Here is a 20,264-nt window from a genome sequence, read left to right on the forward strand (position 1 = left end):
GATTTTAATTTATGGAATAGGTTGGTGTTGAGACAATGAAAGTACCAATGTTAGATTTATCAGAACAATATGCAACATTAAAAAGTGAAGTTTTAGAAGCATTAGACGGAGTTATGAGTAGCTCTCAATTTATACTTGGTAGTAATGTTAAAAAACTAGAAGCAGATATTGCAGAATATAGTCATGTTGCTCATGGTATTGGCTGTGGGAATGGTAGTGATGCAATTCATATAGCTTTACAAGCAGCTGGAGTTGGACCTGGAGATGAAGTTATTACAACTCCATTCACATTCTTTGCGACTGGTGGAGCAATTGCAAGAACTGGTGCAACACCTGTATATGCAGATATTGATCCAGTATCATTTAACTTAGACCCTAATGAGATTGAAAAACATATTACTGATAAAACAAAAGCTATTATTCCAGTACATTTATATGGACAAATGGCTGACATGGTAAGCATTCGTAAAATTGCAGATAAACATAATCTTTTTGTTGTGGAAGATGCAGCACAAGCAATTGGTGCTAAACAAGGGGAGTTTACAGTTGGTGAATTAGGAGATGCAGCTACATATAGCTTCTTCCCTACTAAAAACCTTGGTGCCTACGGCGATGGTGGTATGGTCGTTACGAATAATGATGATATTGCAGAAAAAAGTCGTGTAATTCGTGTGCATGGTAGCAAGCCGAAATATTACCACCATGTACTTGGTTATAATAGCCGTTTAGATGAGTTACAAGCAGCTGTATTAAATGTTAAATTCCCTCATTTAGATACATGGAGTGCACAACGTAGAACACATGCTGATTTTTATACAAATCTGTTAAACGAAAAAGTTGCAGATCATGTAAAAACACCAGTAGTTGTAGAAGGATTCCATCATGTATTCCATCAGTACACTATTTTGACGGAGCGTCGTGATGAATTACAAGCTTTCTTAAAAGAAAATGGCGTTGCTACAATGATCTATTACCCACTACCATTGCATGTTCAACCTGTTTTTGAAGGTTTAGGTTATAAACAAGGTGATTTCCCTAAATCTGAAAAAGCTGCAAACGAAGCGCTTTCTTTACCAATGTTCCCAGAGTTAAAAGAAGAACAACAACAATACGTGGTAGAGAAAATTGCCGAGTTTTTTGCTAGTAAATAATGAATGGATAAATAGTAGAGGGAGACGTTATTTACGTTTCCCTCTAACTGCCTGTTCAAGAGATTTGAAGGAGAAGTGAAATGGCTGAAAATAAAACATATCGTTTGTACGATTCATTAGAATTTTTTTGGAAAAAGAAAGTATGGTTTATTATTATTCCTGTAATTTTAGCTTTGTTAGGTTACCTTGGAGCAATGGTCCTACCTAAAGATGGAGATTACGTAGGGAAAAGTACAATCTTTACAGGTTCTGTTAAGTTAGAAGCATTAACAAACCCTGAGCATATTGAAGCAAAATATGGGCAAAACTTTAGTGGGCCTACAAAAGCATTTGTGCCTACAAGAAGCTATATTAAGGTAGAAACATATGGGGACAATAAGGAAGAATTAACAAAAGAGCTAACACAATTTAATGATCAGTTATTAGACGGGTTAATGACCCAACATGATAAAGTTATTCAAGGAACAGAAGCTTATGCACAAACACAATCAAAACGAGTTGAAAATTTAACAACGGCTATTAAATCTTATCAAGGAATTCTAAACGAAACAGTTATTAAAGCAGTTGAATCTAATATTGGTGCTTTATTGAGTACTGCTGAAATGGATTTAACAAATGCATTAGCTACAGAGCAACGTGTGAGAAATGACATAATTACTTATGAGCAACCTGCAATAGCAAATACGTATGTGGTAGAAACAAAATCATATGGTTTAGAAGGAGCAATCGCAGGATTCATTCTTGGTATATTGGCTGCTATCCTTACTTTATCATTATGGAAATATATTTTAGAAGCTAGAGGGAGTAAAAGAGTATGATTCAATTTGCAATTGTAGGCATGGGTTTCATAGCAGATAAACATATAGCTGCTATTCAGAATGCAGAAGGAGCAAATCTTCTTGCCATCTGTGATACAAATCCGGAAAGATTATTAATCGATGATGAAAATGTGTTGAAATATACAGATTTAGATAAAATGCTAACTGAAAATCCACAAATTGATGTAGTAAACATTTGTGTTCCTTCTGGTCTTCATGCAACTTTAACGAAGGCTGTTGCAAAACATAAAAAGCATATTGTTACAGAAAAGCCAATGGCACTAAATTCTTCAGATGCTCTTGAAATGATGGAAATTGCCAAAGATGCAGGCGTTAAACTTTCTATCGTTCATCCAAATCGTTACCGTCCAGCTATTATGGAAGTTCGTGAATTAATGGATGCAGGGAAATTCGGTAAAATTAGCCATGCTAATGCAACTGTCCGTTGGAATAGAGGACAAGCGTATTATGATCAAGCACCATGGAGAGGTACAAAACAATTCGACGGTGGAGTCCTGATGAATCAAGCAATACATAATCTAGACCTGTTGTTATGGTTTATGGGACCAGTGAAATCTGTTCAAGGAATGGTCGCTACACGCTTCCGTGATATAGAAACAGAAGATGTGGCAACTGCGTTAATAGAGTTTGAAAGTGGTGCTCTCGGAGTGGTAGAAGCAGCTACGACTGTTTATCCGCAAAACTTGGAAGAATCTTTATCCATTTTTGGTGAAACTGCTAGTGTTAAAGTCAGTGGGAAAAATGCAGTATTCATCGATACTTGGGATGTAGAAGGTTATTCTCCAGAAGAAGTAGAAGCATTAAAAACTAAAATACAAAATGATCCATGGGGCAAAAAGGGTCACGACTGTATTATTGAAGATATGGTTGCAGCGATCAACGAAGACCGGGATCCAGAAGTTGGCGGTTTAGATGGTTATAACCCTGTTCGACTTATAGAAGCAATTATCGAATCATCTGAGACAGGTAAACGTATTACATTCAGTTAATTTAAAGGAGAGACATATATGTCAAATTACTATGAAGAATTATTAGCAAAAATTGAAAACCGTACTGCTGTTATTGGTGTCGTTGGATTAGGGTATGTTGGATTACCACTAGCTGTAGAAAAAGCAAAAGCTGGTTATACAGTTATCGGTTTTGATGTACAAGAATCTAAAGTTGAACAAGTAAACAAAGGCGTTAACTATATTGGAGACGTTGTAGATAATGACTTAAAAGAAATGGTAGACACAGGTCATTTAACAGCCTCTTCTGATTATGGTTCTATTAGTTCAGTGGATGCGGTAGCTATTTGTGTACCAACGCCTCTTGATATTTATCAACAACCGGATACTTCATACGTTGAAAGTTCAGTAACTGAAATCGCAAAATATGCGAAAAAAGGTACACTAGTTGTTTTAGAATCGACAACTTATCCAGGTACTACAGAAGAAATTATTCGTCCCGCTTTGGAAAAATTAGGATTTATTGTTGGAGAAGATATCTTCATTGCATATTCTCCAGAGCGTATCGATCCAGGTAACAAAACTTACAATACTAAAAATACACCAAAAGTAGTTGGTGGGATTACAGAAAAATGTACGGATGTAGCCGCTGCATTATACAGCAGTGTTCTTGAAGGCGATGTCCATAAAGTTTCAAGTCCAGCTATTGCTGAAATGGAAAAAATATTTGAAAACACATTCCGTCACATTAATATCGCTCTTGCAAATGAAATGGCCATTCTATGCGAAAAAATGGGAATTGACGTTTGGGAAGTAATTGATGCAGCTAAAACGAAACCATATGGCTTTATGGCATTCTATCCAGGTCCTGGTTTAGGTGGTCACTGTATTCCAATCGATCCATTCTATTTAACATGGAAAGCACGTGAGTATAACTACCACACTAGATTAATCGAACTAGCAGGAGAAATAAACAACTCTATGCCTGATTATGTTATTACGCGCGCAATGCAAATCTTAAATGATGAAGGTAAAGCGTTACGTAATGCAAAAGTTCTTCTTTTAGGTGTAGCATACAAAAAAGATATCGATGATATGCGTGAATCTCCATCACTTAAATTAGTCGAATTATTATTACATCATGGTGCTGATTTCAAAACAGTGGATCCGCATGTAGAATCTTACCGTGTAAATGGAGAAGTTCTTCATACTTCAGAATTGACGGATGAACTACTTGATAATGCAGACATGGTTATCCTAGCTACAGATCATACTGGCTTTGATTATGAAAATATTGCGAAGAGATCTAAAGTTATCTTTGATACGCGTAATGCATTCAAAGGAATCGAAACTCCAAATCGTTATATTAAACTTTAAGGGGGATATGAACATGAACTTTATACATGAAACTGCGGAGCTAGGTGAAAATACAACAGTTGGACATTTTTCAGTAATTGAAGAAGGGGCCAGAGTGGGAAGTAATGTACGCATTGGTAATCGTGTGACTATTCATGCAAACACAATCATTGGTGATGGAACAACTGTCGATGATGGTGCTGTTGTTGGAAAGCAACCGAAGCCAGCTAAAACGAGCACAATGCAAATTACAAAAGAAATTCCACCCCTTGAACTAGGAAAAGAATGTACAATTGGTGCGAATACAATTATTTATAGAGGTGCTATTATCGGTGAAAGTACATTAATAGCCGATTTAGCTACTGTTCGTGAAGATGTGAAGGTTGGATCATTTGTTATTATCGGACGTAATGTTACGGTAGAAAACTTTGTAACAATCGGTGAACGCACAAAAATTCAATCGAATTCTTATATAACGGCGCATTCTACTCTAGAGGATCATGTCTTTATCGCACCTTGTGTTACTACTACAAATGATAACTTTATGGGAAGAACAGAAGCTCGTTTTGATAAAATCAAAGGAGCAATTGTGAAAAAAGGTGCACGTGTAGGTGGCGCATCTATTATTCTTCCAGGAATCACTATTGCAGAAGAAACTTTTGTTGCTGCAGGAGCAATCGTTACAAAAGATACAGAAGCAAAAACAGTTATAAAAGGATTCCCAGCTAAATTCATGAAAAATGTACCTGAAGAGGAGCTTCTCTAGGTGTTCTCTCAGTTAAAACGTTTAGGAGCGGATTCGCTCCTTTACGCATTTATGAATGTAGGAACGAAACTAATAGCTTTCATCCTGTTTCCTTTGTACGCTCATTATTTAGTTGATACATCGCTAGTAGGTTTGCTTCAGTTAGTCGATACAAATGTGTCGATGCTTACTTTCTTAGTAATCTTTGGTACAGATTCAGCTTTGGCCTATTACTACTTTGAGTATAAAGATAAAGAGACACGTGAAAAATATGTTCGATCCGTTATGACCTTTAGAATATCCATTGTTATTTTGTTATTTGTTGTATTTTTAATCGGTGGAGAGTGGCTTTCTGTATTGCTATTAGATGTTCCTGGTCAAGCTACATTGTTTTATATAGCTCTTGGTACACTTTGTTTAGATACAATACTGACACTTGTTCTAACTATTTTGAGATACGATTTTCATACAAAAAAAGTAGTCGCAATGACTGTTGCCAAGATGCTTTTAATAGCAATCGTATCTCTCCTTTTCTTGATGTTCGTTTGGACTTCACTGGAAGGAATACTATTAGCTCGCTTGATAAGTGTAGCTATTATTGTCTTAGTATTGATAAAGCCAGTAAGAATTTATTTGAAACCGCTGTTTGATTGGAGTATTTTAAAGAAAATACTTGTTTATGCTACTCCGTTAGTACCTGCTTCTTTAGCGTTTTGGATTATTGCAAATGCAAATAATTACTTTATCAGAGGGTATGGAACTATTGGCGATGTGGGGCTCTATGGTACCGCTATAAAATTTGCTACGTTCATCACATTGTTGACGAGTGGGATTCAGCTTGCTTGGAGACCTTTTTCTATGTCATTGAAAGATAAGGAAAGTAGCCCAAAACTATTTTCTACTCTATATGCAGCATTTTTATTGATAGGTAGTTTTGGAGTTTTAGCGTTAGCTACTGTTATGCCATGGGTTATTTTAGTAATGCCAGAGCAGTTTAGAATTGCGTTTCAATATGTAGCACCTATTTCAATTGCTACTTTTTTAAGCTTTTATTATATGATCGTTTCTACGGGGATATTTTATTCCAAACAAACAAAACACATTTCTATAGCATTTGGAATAGCAGCAGTTGTATCTGTTATATTGAATTTTATATTCGTTCCAAGTTTCTTAATCTGGGGCACTGTCATTTCCTATATATCAGCATACTGCTTGGCTCTATTTATGGTGTTTCGCAAAAGTCAGAAGCTATACTATGTACCTTTCTCTGGATTTAAAATGGCATGGACAATCTTCTGGTTAATCGCTGCTACACTTAGCATAGTGTATATACAATTAACGGATTTAAATGACTTGCTAATAGCTGGAGTATGGTTAGCATTCATCATTTTAGTACTGCTTGTTCGAATGGATAAGTATTTTGTAAATAGAAAGTAATGGGGGATATGACATGGCGAGAAATTGTAAAATTAACCTGAGGCATAAAGATTTTTATCCTATTATAGGCGAAGGGTATGAAGGGTTTTTCAGAGGTTATTTCTACTATGAAAATCAATATGTCACCCATGAAAATTTTGGTAGCCTATTTAATGAAGCACAGCTTTCCACTATGGACTATTCTAAATGGAATGGCGAATATGCATTAATATTTACGAATGAACATAACACCACTTTAGTGACAGATATGAAACGATCCATCCCATTATTCTATTCACAAGATTCTGCAGCCAATTGGATTGTCCAAGATTATATTACACCTCATGAAGGCATGGACATGGTAATGGAAGCAGAAGATGAGTTTCTTGTCACGGGATTTGTATTTAGAGATAAAACTCTATTTGCAGACTGGTTCCAAGTACCAGCGGTTTCTTATGTAAAACTTGCTAAGGAAGCTAAGCAAACATATTATTACACCTATGTTTTGGAAAAAGAATCCGAGTCTATTGATACATTTGCTGCGGAATTGGAGCAGGTTTTTCATGATTTATTTGATGATTTGGCAACGCGTTTAAAGGGACGTCAAATAATTATCCCACTTAGTGGTGGCTATGATTCTAGGTTAATAGCATTGAATCTCGTGGAACGAGGTTTAAAAGAGAATATTACTACCTTTACATATGGAAGACCAGGTAATGGTGAATCTACAGTTAGTAAACAAATAGCAGATCAGTTAGGGCTTAAGTGGAAGTATTTTGCTTATGACAAAAAAATGTGGGAAGACATGTACAAGTCTGAGGAATGGAAAGACTATGTTGTATATTCCAGTAATGGTGTTTCTGTTGCCCATTTACAGGATTTTCCGAGCACAAAGTTATTAGTGCAAGAAGAGAAATTAGAGGATGCAGTATTCCTTCCAGGTCATTCCTTAGATTATCTAGCAGGTGGTCACTTACCCTATGAATCGATTATTGATAAAGACTTTGAAGTGAGTGAAATTCAAACCTTTATCATGAATAAACATTTCCGATTATGGGAACTAAATGGTGAAAAAACTTATGCAAACACGAATATAGGAAGAGGTTTAATAGAAGACATAGAAGTGTATTCCAATTACACGAATGAGCGAGTGTCTTCATTAATAGATGAGTGGAACTGGAGAGAAAGACAATCTAAATTCATTATTAACTCTGTCCGCGTGTATGAATATTTTGGCCAAAGTTGGTCCCTTCCGTTATGGGACGATCGGTTAATCCATTTCTTCAGTAAGCTTCCAGCAGATTTAAAATATAAAAAATATTTATATGATTATACTTTGCATAAAATGCATCCAGATTATTATTCAATGCCTCAAAAACCAGGTCCAGAAAATTCATTAAAAAATAAGTATGGGATTCTTTATCCTGTTTTGCGCAAGCTATATAGGAAGAAAAATCTATACCGGAAATACTTTGATGAGCCTATGGAATGGTTTGGTATTTATCCAACTTATAAGCAATATATAAAATCGTTAAAGTTTTCACGAAATGGTAAAAAGTATGAACATCCATATAATATTAATTCATTTATCGTAAAAGACATGATTGAAATGATGAAGGAGATTACAAAATGAAGGTTCTTACAATTTTAGGAGCAAGACCCCAATTTATAAAAGCTGCAGCGGTATCACGTGTAATTCGTGAAGAAGTGACAGAACTTATCGTGCATACTGGGCAGCATTATGATGCGAATATGTCCGACATCTTTTTTGAAGAGTTAAATATTCCTAAACCAGATTATCATTTAGGAATTGGTTCTGGAAACCATGGGAAACAAACTGGAGAAATGTTAGCTAAAATTGAAGAAATAATTTTAACTGAGACTCCGGATTTTGTACTTGTATATGGTGATACTAACTCAACACTAGCAGGGGCTCTTGCAGCGGCTAAACTTCATGTGCCGATTGTGCATATTGAAGCAGGACTTCGTAGTTTCAACAAGAAAATGCCAGAAGAAGTAAACCGTATCCTAACAGATCATATCTCTACACTACTTCTTTGCCCAACTGATACAGCTATCCAAAATTTAACAAACGAGCATATAACAGATGGCGTTTATAATGTAGGGGACGTCATGTATGATGCAGTATTGTACAACAAAGAATTAGCAGCGTCATCTACAACTATTTTAGAACGTGAAAATCTAACAGCTAAAGATTACTTATTAATCACGATTCATCGTGCAGAAAACACAGATGATGTAGAACGTATGAAATCTATTTTAGATGCATTTAGTCAAATTCCCGATAAAAAAGTATGGCCAATCCACCCACGTACGAAGCATATGTTAGAAGATTATGGATTTAAATTAGATGAAATTCCTAATTTACATGTAATTGAACCTGTAGGTTATCTAGATATGCTCTCATTGGAAACAAATGCGAAAAAAATCGTTACAGATTCTGGTGGCGTACAAAAAGAAGCATATTTCGCAGAAGTACCATGCGTAACAGTTCGTGATCAAACAGAATGGGTAGAAACATTAATAGAAGATGCAAATATTTTAACTGGTACAGATACAGATAAAATAGTAGCAGCAGTAAACAAACAAGTTTCTCCTTCATACACACCTGTATTTGGAGATGGGAACACAGCTCAGAAAGTTTTGACGTTACTCAAGGAATATTTAGCTTAGTTCTGAAAATCTCGGTAAGTAAGTCCTTTTTATATGTAAGTCGAGCTTGTTGATTGAAGTGCAAGGCGGCGACTCCAGCGGGAACAGCGAGAGCTGAAAGCCCCGCAGGAACGCAGTGACGAGGAGATTGAAGCCGTGCCCGCGGAAAGCGTCCGCCTGTAAGGGAAATCAACAGTGATTCAAGTGATCAAAAAATCTAGCAAATGCCACAGATATCCAAGCTGGGCGTTATTGATGAATATAAAGTAGGTGTGAGCATTGTTAATTTTTAGCATATGGCTCTTTACTGTGGTGGCTTCCACATACCTTTTCAAAAAGGTTTCTGGAAGCCTTTCTCCTGTAAGGCCAAATATGATTACGATAATATATTATTATTCTTTCCTTATCTCCAGTTATATTGGCGGATTATTGATAGCTTTAGGAATTGACGATTATTATATGATCAAAAGAATGGACCATGAGGAATATCGAATCATTGGATTTATTTTGTTGACGATATTAATGATTTTATTTCCATTAACGCAATTGGTTGTAGGAAGAATGTTCGGTTTTAATTCCGAAAAAGAGTTTGACCGCTACCTACACGAACCCGTTCGTACAAGTGTAGATAAGAATAGACGCTTGTTTAGGTTAGCATTTGGTGCATTAACTGCTATATCAGTGTTAGCCGTTGCGTATACAATGTTAAAAACCTCCACAGTTCCTTTATATGAATTGTTAAAAGGAAACACTTCTGAACTTGCGAAAATGCGTATTGATGCATCGCGAGGAATAAGTGGAATAGATGTATATATACGGAACATATTTGCGATTGCTTTGACACCGGTGCTTTCTATTATTGCTTTTATATACACAACACAATCTAAAGCATTGTATTGGAAAATTGTATTCTTCTTATTGTTTATGTCATCTTTAGTAATAACTACATACGATTTGGCAAAGTCACCTATTTTCTTTTATGTCATCATGTTGTTGTTAGCGGGTGTATTCACACAAACGTTAAAGTTAAATTGGAAGAAAATCAGTGCCTTTGTTATTTCAGGGACTGTGTTATTAGTAATAATGTATATAGCTATCCAAGGAGTTACAGAGGTAGAGAGCTTTTTGTCTTATAATTCTGGTCCAATCGGAAGAATTATTCTCGCACAAATATCTCCTTTCTTTTTACATTTGGATACTTACTCGCATTCAATCGCTTTCCTTGAGATGAAAGGATTGCCGTCATTTATTGCTGGTATTTTCGATGTTGAACAGGTACGTTCAGCAAGAATGGTCATGGAAAATGTGTTCCCTGAAAATGTAGATAAAGGAACTGGCGGTGTATTAAATACAATTTTCATCGGAGAAGCATTTGGTTCTTTTGGTTATGTCGGTGTTATTGTATGTATTATTTATGTAGCGGCTGTTATTCAGTTGTTATATATCGCTTTCTTAAGACTGCCAAAAACTCCAGTCGTTATTGCATTAACAGTTTACTTTACGATTAATATTCCAAGAACACTAGTTGGTGGAGCAGCAGACTTTTTCTTCAATCCTATTTGGATAATGATGACAGTCGTGCTAGCAGGATTATTTATAGTAGAGCAATATTTTCACGTCATTTGGACATTCCTTATGAGTAAGGTGAAGAGGAAAAAGGTGAAAGCATGAAAAATATCCTTATTTATTATCCTTTTACGATAGCTACAAATCCAAAGAGCGGATCTGCTATCCGTCCAGTAGAAATGATTAAAGCCTTTGAGTTATATGCACAAAAGCATGATTTAGAAATAATCATCATTTCAGGTAATACAACTGAACGTCGTCTCTTGTGGAATAAAGTATTACAGGAGAGAAAGCTAGAGCAGACACTATTCTGTTACTCTGAAAATCAAACGATACCGCTGTGGTTAACTGATGCGGGGCATATTCCAAAGGACTGGAAAATTGATAAAGATGTCTTTAAAACTTTAAAAAAACACGATATTCCAGTCGGAGTATTTTATAGAGATGTATACTGGAAATTCGACGAATTGTATTCGTTAAAAGGGTTAAAGAAATTTATCATGCAATCTATCTATAAGCTAGAAGAGAAGTTTTACGGAAAATATGTGCATACGGTCTTTTTGCCAAGCGATGCTATGGGCAAGTACGTTAATATAAATGCTACTAGAATGGCGCTTCCTCCAGGAGGACGTTTTACAGAAATAAAATCAAGTACAAATGAGATACAAAATCCGTTTAAAGGGATTTATGTAGGTGGTATTAATAATGATGATTACGGCTTACCTACATTAGTGGATGCCTATGATGCGTTAAACAATAGTGGAATTCAAGGTAAATTAGTAATTGTTTGTCGTGAAGATGAATTTAATGATTTACCAAGAGCGGATAAGGACAAGCTAAACAAATCCTATATAGAGGTTAAGCACGTTAGTGGGGCAGAATTACAGAAAGTATATGAGGAAGTAGATTTTGCTTTTATTCCACGTAAACGTTCGGTGTACAATGATTTTGCAGTGCCGATTAAAATGGTGGAATACTTAACAGCAGGACTGCCGATCATTGCAACTAATTGCTCTGCACAAGAAGACTTCATAGCTTCTGGACCTTACGGGGTTCTAACAGGTGATGATGCTGAGAGTCTTGTAGAAGGAATGCAAGCAATCCCATCTCATTTCGCTGAATACAAACAAAATATACAGCGAACTTTTTTACAAAAGCATGCATGGAATGAACGAGCTGAACAAGCAGCGCATGCGCTAATAGGAGGTAACCAATGAAAATTGCGTTATTAGCACCAAGCAGATCCATTCATACTCAAAAGTGGGCGTTATTTTATCAATCCCAAGGAATTGACGTAAAAGTATACACATTTAAAGATCATTACTCTGAGGACAATGCTAAATTAGTACCAACTGTTGTATTACCGAAATCATTACCAGGCAAAGCTTCCTATTTAGCAGCAGCTCCTGCGTTGAAAAAAATGCTGAAAGAATGGCAGCCAGATGTTTTACATTCTCATTTTGTTTCTAGCTATGGATTGTTAGGGGCTATGGTTAATTATAAAAAGTATTTTGTTTCGGTATGGGGAAAAGATATTTTTGATTTCCCTAAAAAGAGCAAACTCAATAAAAAACTAATAGAATTCACATTAAGTAAAGCTACAGCTGTTTTCTCTACCAGTCATGTGATGGCTAAAGAGACAAATTTATATACAAAACGTTTTGTAGAGGTAACTCCATTTGGGGTAGATATTAATATTTTTTATCCGGAAACAGGTACAGAACAATCTACTGATAAAATCATTGTTGGTACAGTAAAAGCACTGGAAGATAAGTATGGAATCGCTGATTTAGTGAAGGGCTTTGCTTTGTTTCATAAGGAATTTTCAAATTCCGAGCTGGTGATAACAGGTGACGGACCACAACGAGCAGAGTATGAGCAACTATCCAAAGACTTAGGTATAGATTCAGTTACTACGTTTACAGGTAAAGTACCGAATACAGAAGTACCAAATGTAATTCGGAAAATGACCATTTTTGCGGTACCATCTACGGAAGATAGTGAAAGCTTTGGAGTTGCTGCAGTGGAAGCGATGGCTTGTGGGATTCCAGTAGTCGTCTCAAATGTTGGTGGACTTCCTGAGGTAGTAGTCAATGATGTGACTGGAATAGTGACCGATAAAGAAAGTCCAGATCAGCTGGCAAATGCGTTCAAGAAGCTAGCAAGTAACGATGAATTGAGAGCTTCCATGGGACAAGCTGGAGTTACACATGTATTGGAACACTATAGTTGGATTGATAATGCGCACTATATGTTAGAGCTATATAAAAAGTATCTATAATCGTATAGAAAGAGAAAGGTGATTGGATATGATTAAAAAAGCGGTTATACCTGCAGCAGGCTTTGGAACTCGTTTCCTTCCTGCCACAAAAGCATTACCAAAAGAAATGTTACCTATCGTAGATAAGCCCAACCTACAATATATTATTGAAGAAGCTATTGCTTCTGGAATTGAAGATATTATTATTGTAACAGGTCGCAACAAAAAATCGATGGAAGATCATTTCGATAAATCCATTGAGCTAGAGCTATTATTGAAGAAAACTGGGAAATTAGAGCTGCTAGAAACAGTAGAAAACATTTCTAATTTAGTCGATATACATTATATGCGTCAAAAAGAGCCACTTGGACTTGGGCATGCTATTTTATGCACAAAGAAATTCATTGGCAATGAACCATTTGCAGTCTTACTACCTGATGACATTATTGATGCGGAAGTACCTGCATTAAAACAAATGATTGATAAGTATGAGCAAGTGCAAAGTAGTATTTTAGGAGTCAATGAAGTACCAACTGAAGATGTAAGTAAATATGGTATTGTTGACTATAGCGAAGCAGATAATAATTTATATACAGTGAAAAGATTAGTGGAAAAACCAGCCATTAAGGATGCTCCATCCAACCAAGCAATAGTTGGTCGTTATATTTTGACACCTGGTATTTTTGAAGAATTAGAAAAAGTACAACCAGATGCAAAAGGCGAAATCCAATTAACAGATGCAATCGATTCCTTGCTCGCTAAAGAGCCTATTTACTCTTATATGTTTGAGGGGAAACGCTATGATGTCGGTGATAAATTTGGATTCCTACAAGCGACATTTGATTTTGCTTTAAAACGTGATGATTTAAGAGAGCCTTTATTGGCATATTTAAAGAATAAATTGAAAGATTAAAACGGTGATTTAAATGCGTATTGTATATTTGTGTCAACATTTCCCGCCAGAAACAGGAGCACCACAAATTCGAGTATATGAAGTGAGTAAGGAACTTCTTGCTCAAGGCCATGATATTCAAGTGGTAACAGCATTCCCTCATCATCCTCACGGCATTATTCCAGATGAGTATAAAGGAAAAAAATATGAGTTTGAAAAATGGGATGGAATTCCTGTTCATCGTACTTGGATTTATCCTTCCAAAAAAGGAACATTTTATAAACGTTTAGTATCGTACTTTTCTTTTACATTCAGTTCGTTCTACGGATTGATGAAAACTGGTAAAGTAGATGTTATTATAGTGAATTCACCGCCTATCTTTTTAGGCTTAACGGGACTACTAGGAGCCAAATTAAAAGGTGCAAAATTTGTCTTTAATGTTGCCGATGTTTGGCCAGAGTCTGCGGTAAAATTAGGATTGGTAAAAAATAAATTTTTTATTAAACTTGCTGAAATTTTAGAGTCATTTTTATATAAGCATTCATGGAAAATTGCTACTGCAACAGATGGTATAAAATCATACATTATTAACCACTCTCAGCCGGAAGACAAAGTATTTGTCTTGCCGAATGGAGTAAACACAACTTTCTTCCAACCAGAAGAAAAAAATGCGGAGTACGTTGAAAAGTTCAATCTACAAGATAAGTTCGTGTTTTCTTATGGTGGTAATTTGGGTTATGCTCAAGGGTTGGAATTTATTTTATACGCTGCAAAGAAAATGCAGGAAACAGTTCCTAACGCTTTCTTCTTAATAGCTGGAGCAGGTCCAGAGGAACAAAAACTTCATGAATTAGCAAAAGAATTAGGACTTATGAACATAGCTTTTTTAGGTCATTTACCTTTAAAAGAAATGCCTAAATTATTCTCAGTGACAGATGTAAGTATCGTACCACTAAGAGACATTCAATTATTTGAAGGAGCTCGCCCATCGAAAATTTTCCCAGCTGCTTCTTCTGGGGTTCCGGTATTATATTGCGGAAAAGGGGAAAGTGCTGAAATTGTGACGAAAAATAATATTGGATTAGTTGCAATGCCAGAAAATGTTGATTCTATAGCGGATACGATGTTCTCATTTGTAGAAATGGATGAGGCAGTGCGTACAGAAATGAAAGAATGCGGACGAAATTTAGCATTGAACGAATACAGCTGGGTTTCAATCGTCAAAGATCTCTTGCATAACCTTACGAAGAAGTAAGCAACTTCCTGATATACATACGACAATATTTTATGTATAATTGGTGAGATTATATTTTAACAGTAAAGTAGGGAAGAATTATGGCTACTTCACGTCATACAAAACGAAAAAAGAAGACGAGAAGAAAATTATTATATACGGTTCTAGTCATTTCGATGGTTTTATTGTCTGGTGTGATTGTATTCGCTACTAACCTATCCTTACAGACAAAAAATGCGACCTCGAACATGTTTGAACCGTTAGAACGAGATAAAGAAAATAAAGCAGAAAGTAAGTTTGATAGTGCGATGGCAGAAGATTCCGCTTTCACATTGATGCTTACAGGTATTGAAAATCAAGAAGGTGCTACTTATGGTAGATCCGACGTGATTATTGTAGCAACGATTAATCCGAAAACGGAAAAAATCTCAATGGTTAGTATCCCTCGTGATACTAAAGTGTATATTCCGGATTTAGGTTATGAAGATAAGATCAATCACTCTTATGCAAATGGTGGTATTAACTATACGATTAATGCTGTAGAAGAGTTTTTAGATTTAGAAATTGACTACTATGTTTCTACTGACTTCCAAGGATTTGAAGATATCGTCGATACAGTTGGCGGTATTGAAGTAGATGTGCCTTTTACGTTTAAGGCTCAGTTAACTGAGAGCTTAAAATGGAAAACGTACACAGAGGGACCTATGGAGTTAAATGGGAACGAAGCGCTTGCTTATGTACGTATGCGTAAAACGGATCCCCAAGGGGATATCGGACGTAATTTACGTCAAAAACAAGTAATTCAAGAGATTATCAATCAAGGCACAAGCCTCGGTAATATTACAAAAATTGATGATATGATTAAGGATGTAGGAAAAAATGTGAGAACTAATATTCCTTCGTCTGATTATTTTGGGTTGATCAAAATGTATCAAAATTTAAAGTCGTCTCCTTTTGAGCAGTTACAAATAACTGGAGATGATGCAACTATTAGAGGAATCTATTATTTCATCCCTGATGAGGATTCTATCGAGACTGTTTCAAAGCAGTTAAAGTTGAATTTAGATGATTTTGGACAAAATGCGCAAAGTGAATTAAATGAAACTAAGACTGCAAATGATTTATCTTTTGGAGAGTAAAATGGAGCGCCTTCGTGGGCGTTTCGTTTTACTCTTTTTTTTTATAGAAATATAAAGAATTGTATTCTCAGGAGAGGTACTGCTTGTCTATAAAATAAATTTGATTTTCTTATATTTAAATGGGAAGGTGAGAGATAAAAGATAAAAGATAAAAGATAAAAGATAAAAGATAAAAGATAAAAGATAAAAGATAAAAGATAAAAGATAAAAGATATGTAATATATGCTGTTGATTTCCGTTACGGTCGGACGCTTTCCGCGGGCACGGCTTCAATCTCCTCGTCACTACGTTCCTGCGGGGCTTTCAGCTCGCGCTGTGCCGCTGGAGTCGCCGACTTCACTTCAATCAATAAAGTGAGTGGTATCAGATAAAGAGATTTGTCAGAGTAATTTAGAGGATAAAGATTCTATGACAGGTGTAGCTTTTCATTGATTTCAATTTATAAGGAAATAGAACAGATGCAGCTGATTTCCGTTTCAGCTGGATGCTTTTCGCGGGTGAGCGATGAGCTATCACCGTCGCTAGCGCGCACTGTGATAGCTCATCTGTCTTACTCATCCCGCCGAAGTCACCAACTTGCACTCCAATCAATAAAGTGAGTGCATCTCGATTTGGTGTTTGGATAGAGCTTATCGCTTAAATAATAAAATATTAAACTCAGTAATAGAATAGATGCAGTTGATTTCCGTGCAGTCGGACGCTTTCCGCGGGCACGGCTTCAATCTCCTCGTCACTACGTTCCTGCGGGGCTTTCAGCTCGTGCTGTCCCGCTGGAGTCGCCGACTTCACTTCAATCAATAAAGTGAGTGGTATCAGATAAAGAGATTTGTCAGAGTAATTTAGAGGATAAAGATTCTATGACAGGTGTAGCTTTTCATTGATTTCAATTTATAAGGAAATAGAATAGATGCTACTGATTTCCGTTTCAGCTGGACGCTTTTCGCGGGGTGAGCGATGAGCTATCACCGTCGCTAGCGCGTCGCTGTGATATCTCATCTGTCTCACTCATCCCGCCGAAGTCGCCAGCTTGCACTCCAATCAATAAAGTAGTGCATCTCGATTTGGTATTTGGATACAGCTCATCTATCTCACTCATGCCACACTCCAAACAATAAGATTCTATGTTTGGATAGATATGAACGGTAATTTGTATAATTCTTTATTCCACTAACTGAATGAGATAGGGTAATTAAAGATGTTGCAGGTTTGACCGATACTTTGTGAGAATGCATTATGTTCCCTTGTATAATATTCGGATATTCTTTTCTAGTAAATTCGAGATATATTACATTTTAATGACAGAATGTCGAGAATTGTAATAATATTGTTATACAAATGAGTAATTTTAGCTTATGCTATAAAACTTGTTTATATGTTAAATTTATAGTACATAGGTTTTAAATTCATTAATTGGATTGTTTTATGAGATACTGTGTTCTATTATGTAGAAAATAAACGTTCTAGGAGGAACAAATGAAAAAAGTAATAGCATCATCTGTATTAGCAACTTCTGTCCTTTTGCCACTTAACCTTCTTGCTAGTGAAGCACCGTCCGTATACGCAGCCTCGAATTCTTCGATAATAATAGAAGATATTCAACAATTGATAGGTAACAAAGCATTAGTTACTGAAAATAATGTCAATATTAGATCAGGTGCGGGTACTGAGTTCAATAAAATATCACAAACTAGCGCAGGTCAGTCGGTTTCTGTACTTGCCAATGAGAAAAATAGTAAAGGGGAAATTTGGTATAAAGTTTCCTTTAATTCGACTGAAGGTTGGATTATTAGTGACTATTTAAAAGTAGCCACAACTGCTGTTAAAGCGTCTGCTACAAAATCTGGGGATTCCTATGTTGGAACAACACAGAAAATAGGGAAAAATGCCACTAATATGAGAAGTGGAGCAACAACTTCTTATAAAGTAGTGAAGACTATTCCTGCAGGAACTTCATTAAAAATTATCGGTGCTTTTACGAATGCTCAAAATGAGATTTGGTTTAACGTAGAATATAGCGGTAAAAAAGGCTGGGTTAGCTCGGACTTATTCGTCTTGAATGGGACTGCGGGAGAAACAGCTACAGTGATGACAGTTATCAATTCATCAACTGTTCATAAAGGTGCTACGAAAAACTATGCGACAGTTTTCACAGCTAAAGCTGGATCAACCCTTACCGTTCACCAAGAGTTTACTAATGCTTATAACGAGAAATGGGTTCAAGTTACATATGCCACTGGGAAAAAAGGTTGGATTCTTGCATCTGCCTTTATAAATAACTCCATTGCAAATAAAGTCGTGAGTAAAACATCGACAGTACATTCTGGTGCTACAAAAAGTTATAAAACTGTAGCAACTATTAATAAAGGTGTAAAACTAGCAATCCATCAAGAGTTTACGAATGCTGCAAAAGAAAAATGGTATCAAGTAACTTATGCAGTGGGTAAAAAAGGTTGGATGTCTGCTGAATCATTTGACAGTGTTTCTACAGTACCCGAACATCCATCAACTGAAACACCATCTCCAAATGGAGATATAGTTACGGAAGAAAATAACTTGAAGGTTTCTGTTTCTGTAGCAAATATGCGTTCAGGTCCAGGAACGACATATGATGTTGTAACACAATCAAAACTTAATGACCAATATGTTTCTTCTCAATATGCAACTGATGCAAGTAAAGAAAAATGGTATAAAGTAGTTTCAGGTAGTGGAGATGCTTGGTTACATCAATCTGTTGTAACTATTGTAGATAAAGGGAACGATACTCCAGTTGTCACTCCAGGGAATGGAGAAACAGGTACAATTCAACGATCTAATGCTTTAATGTATGCAGATAGCAGCTATAATTCTGCTGTTTTAGTAGGAGTAGCAAAAAATACGAAGTATACCGTAGTGAGCAAACTAGTTTCGACGGATGGTACTACTTGGTTAAATATTCAAGCGAATGGAAAGCAAGGTTGGATTCCTGACTTCGAAATAAGTACAAACCTTCCAACTAAGTACGGGACAAAGACTTCTACAGTGTATAACGGAGCAAGTGCAACCGCGAAGAAAGTAGATACAATTTATTTAAGTTCACCTGTACGAATACTACGTACGCTTAACGGGTGGGTAAATATCGAAACACCAGCTGAAAAACGTGGTTGGATTCAAGCATCTGTTCTTTCAGATGCAGCACCAGTTTCAGCAATTTCATTGACTAATGGGAGAACAGAAGTAAGAAATGGTCAAAACTATATGGTTTGGTCTAAACCTAAGAAATTTGACATTACTTACTCAGTACCATCCACAAATGTACTGCGAGTTTATGGTAATTTAACAAGTATCAACGAGATTAAATCGAATGTAGTTGGCGTGAAGAGCATGAAAGTGGAGAAGGTTTCAGGAGGCACATCTGTATTATTAATCACTTTCGATCCTAAATACTCCTATACAATTAGAGATTATAATAACGAACTAACAATCAAAGTAGTACCGAAAGGTTTAGTAGGTAAGAAAATAATTATCGATGCAGGACATGGTGCTTCTGATCCTGGTGCAATAGGTAAAAAAGGAACGAAAGAGAAAGATGTGAATCTGGCAACTGCTCAATTCCTTAAAGCTGAGTTAGAGGCTGCTGGAGCTACTGTGAAGCTTACTAGAAGTACAGATGTATTCTTAGAGCTTTCACAGCGTACGGGTATCTCAAATGCTTCTGACTATGATGCATTTATAAGTATCCATGCAGATTCATTTAATTCTACTTCGAAAGGGACTACAACGTTCTATAATTCGTCAGTGAGTTTTAATGGTCCTAGAAGTTTGACACTTGCGAAGAGTATTCAATCCGATTTAGTAAAATCTATTGGAACTTATAATCGTGGAGTGAAACAGGAAAATTTCTATGTGAATCGTATGAATGAGATTCCATCTGTTTTAGTCGAATTAGCATTCCTTTCAAATCCTACGGAAGAAGCACAATTGGCTACTACGGCCTTCCGTAAAAAAGCTGCAACTGGAATTCGTAAAGGGTTAGAAAACTATTTCAATCAGTAATGGAAGGAAGATAA

At 36.1% G+C, this 20,264-nt stretch carries 15 protein-coding genes; all 15 read left to right on the forward strand.

Annotated features, from left to right (window positions below):
* The first annotated feature begins 35 nt into the window (after positions 1-35).
* The 15 genes from BM260_RS10240 (at position 36) to BM260_RS10310 (ending at position 20,250) form a co-directional block, all read left to right on the forward strand.
* On the forward strand, positions 36-1,151 hold the full coding sequence (locus BM260_RS10240; protein ID WP_093537252.1) for a DegT/DnrJ/EryC1/StrS family aminotransferase: 1,116 nt from the start codon (positions 36-38) through the stop codon (positions 1,149-1,151).
* Positions 1,152-1,231: 80 nt separating this feature from the next.
* Positions 1,232-1,969: a hypothetical protein gene (locus tag BM260_RS10245; protein ID WP_093537253.1), complete on the forward strand. Its 738-nt coding sequence runs from the start codon at positions 1,232-1,234 to the stop codon at positions 1,967-1,969.
* Entirely contained in the window at positions 1,966-2,979 is a 1,014-nt protein-coding gene (locus tag BM260_RS10250) for a Gfo/Idh/MocA family protein (RefSeq protein ID WP_093537254.1), read from the forward strand. Before BM260_RS10245 ends, BM260_RS10250 begins: the two co-directional genes overlap by 4 nt.
* An 18-nt stretch (positions 2,980-2,997) precedes the next feature.
* A complete protein-coding gene (locus BM260_RS10255) occupies positions 2,998-4,314 on the forward strand; it encodes a nucleotide sugar dehydrogenase (RefSeq protein ID WP_093537255.1) in 1,317 nt (438 codons plus the stop codon).
* A gap of 13 nt (positions 4,315-4,327) precedes the next feature.
* Positions 4,328-5,059 (forward strand): acyltransferase, encoded by a 732-nt coding sequence (locus BM260_RS10260; RefSeq protein ID WP_093537256.1) that lies wholly within the window; start codon positions 4,328-4,330, stop codon positions 5,057-5,059.
* On the forward strand, positions 5,060-6,475 hold the full coding sequence (locus BM260_RS10265) for a lipopolysaccharide biosynthesis protein (RefSeq protein WP_093537257.1): 1,416 nt from the start codon (positions 5,060-5,062) through the stop codon (positions 6,473-6,475). It abuts the gene before it with no gap.
* Positions 6,476-6,488: 13 nt separating this feature from the next.
* Complete coding sequence (locus tag BM260_RS10270; RefSeq protein ID WP_093537258.1) at positions 6,489-8,087, forward strand: asparagine synthase C-terminal domain-containing protein; 1,599 nt, start codon at positions 6,489-6,491, stop codon at positions 8,085-8,087.
* On the forward strand, positions 8,084-9,148 hold the full coding sequence (gene wecB / locus BM260_RS10275) for a non-hydrolyzing UDP-N-acetylglucosamine 2-epimerase (protein ID WP_093537259.1): 1,065 nt from the start codon (positions 8,084-8,086) through the stop codon (positions 9,146-9,148). The genes BM260_RS10270 and wecB overlap by 4 nt, the downstream gene beginning before the upstream one ends.
* Before the next feature lie 351 nt (positions 9,149-9,499).
* Positions 9,500-10,798, forward strand: coding sequence for an O-antigen polymerase (locus BM260_RS10280; protein ID WP_245762691.1), 1,299 nt, complete (start codon positions 9,500-9,502; stop codon positions 10,796-10,798).
* Positions 10,795-11,910 carry a glycosyltransferase gene (locus tag BM260_RS10285; protein WP_093537261.1) on the forward strand — a complete coding sequence of 372 codons (1,116 nt, stop codon included), beginning with the start codon at positions 10,795-10,797 and terminating at the stop codon, positions 11,908-11,910. The genes BM260_RS10280 and BM260_RS10285 overlap by 4 nt, the downstream gene beginning before the upstream one ends.
* Entirely contained in the window at positions 11,907-12,974 is a 1,068-nt protein-coding gene (locus tag BM260_RS10290) for a glycosyltransferase (RefSeq protein ID WP_093537262.1), read from the forward strand. Before BM260_RS10285 ends, BM260_RS10290 begins: the two co-directional genes overlap by 4 nt.
* Before the next feature lie 28 nt (positions 12,975-13,002).
* Positions 13,003-13,866 carry a UTP--glucose-1-phosphate uridylyltransferase GalU gene (gene galU / locus BM260_RS10295; protein WP_093537350.1) on the forward strand — a complete coding sequence of 288 codons (864 nt, stop codon included), beginning with the start codon at positions 13,003-13,005 and terminating at the stop codon, positions 13,864-13,866.
* A 13-nt stretch (positions 13,867-13,879) separates the two neighbouring features.
* Positions 13,880-15,100 carry a glycosyltransferase family 4 protein gene (locus BM260_RS10300; protein ID WP_093537263.1) on the forward strand — a complete coding sequence of 407 codons (1,221 nt, stop codon included), beginning with the start codon at positions 13,880-13,882 and terminating at the stop codon, positions 15,098-15,100.
* A gap of 80 nt (positions 15,101-15,180) precedes the next feature.
* On the forward strand, positions 15,181-16,218 hold the full coding sequence (locus tag BM260_RS10305) for an LCP family protein (protein ID WP_093537264.1): 1,038 nt from the start codon (positions 15,181-15,183) through the stop codon (positions 16,216-16,218).
* A gap of 1,473 nt (positions 16,219-17,691) precedes the next feature.
* Positions 17,692-20,250 carry an SH3 domain-containing protein gene (locus BM260_RS10310; RefSeq protein ID WP_093537265.1) on the forward strand — a complete coding sequence of 853 codons (2,559 nt, stop codon included), beginning with the start codon at positions 17,692-17,694 and terminating at the stop codon, positions 20,248-20,250.
* Positions 20,251-20,264: the final 14 nt, after the last annotated feature.

Origin of the sequence: Psychrobacillus psychrotolerans (assembly GCF_900115805.1) — a bacterium.
Classification (GTDB): domain Bacteria; phylum Bacillota; class Bacilli; order Bacillales_A; family Planococcaceae; genus Psychrobacillus; species Psychrobacillus psychrotolerans.

Bases quoted from the DNA above. Each gene is read 5' to 3' on its own strand.
- BM260_RS10240 (WP_093537252.1), top strand. From the start codon at position 36: ATGAAAGTACCAATGTTAGATTTATCAGAACAATATGCAACATTAAAA.
- BM260_RS10245 (WP_093537253.1), top strand. From the start codon at position 1,232: ATGGCTGAAAATAAAACATATCGTTTGTACGATTCATTAGAATTTTTT.
- BM260_RS10250 (WP_093537254.1), top strand. From the start codon at position 1,966: ATGATTCAATTTGCAATTGTAGGCATGGGTTTCATAGCAGATAAACAT.
- BM260_RS10255 (WP_093537255.1), top strand. From the start codon at position 2,998: ATGTCAAATTACTATGAAGAATTATTAGCAAAAATTGAAAACCGTACT.
- BM260_RS10260 (WP_093537256.1), top strand. From the start codon at position 4,328: ATGAACTTTATACATGAAACTGCGGAGCTAGGTGAAAATACAACAGTT.
- BM260_RS10270 (WP_093537258.1), top strand. From the start codon at position 6,489: ATGGCGAGAAATTGTAAAATTAACCTGAGGCATAAAGATTTTTATCCT.
- wecB (WP_093537259.1), top strand. From the start codon at position 8,084: ATGAAGGTTCTTACAATTTTAGGAGCAAGACCCCAATTTATAAAAGCT.
- BM260_RS10280 (WP_245762691.1), top strand. From the start codon at position 9,500: ATGATTACGATAATATATTATTATTCTTTCCTTATCTCCAGTTATATT.
- BM260_RS10285 (WP_093537261.1), top strand. From the start codon at position 10,795: ATGAAAAATATCCTTATTTATTATCCTTTTACGATAGCTACAAATCCA.
- BM260_RS10290 (WP_093537262.1), top strand. From the start codon at position 11,907: ATGAAAATTGCGTTATTAGCACCAAGCAGATCCATTCATACTCAAAAG.
- galU (WP_093537350.1), top strand. From the start codon at position 13,003: ATGATTAAAAAAGCGGTTATACCTGCAGCAGGCTTTGGAACTCGTTTC.
- BM260_RS10300 (WP_093537263.1), top strand. From the start codon at position 13,880: ATGCGTATTGTATATTTGTGTCAACATTTCCCGCCAGAAACAGGAGCA.
- BM260_RS10305 (WP_093537264.1), top strand. From the start codon at position 15,181: ATGGCTACTTCACGTCATACAAAACGAAAAAAGAAGACGAGAAGAAAA.
- BM260_RS10310 (WP_093537265.1), top strand. From the start codon at position 17,692: ATGAAAAAAGTAATAGCATCATCTGTATTAGCAACTTCTGTCCTTTTG.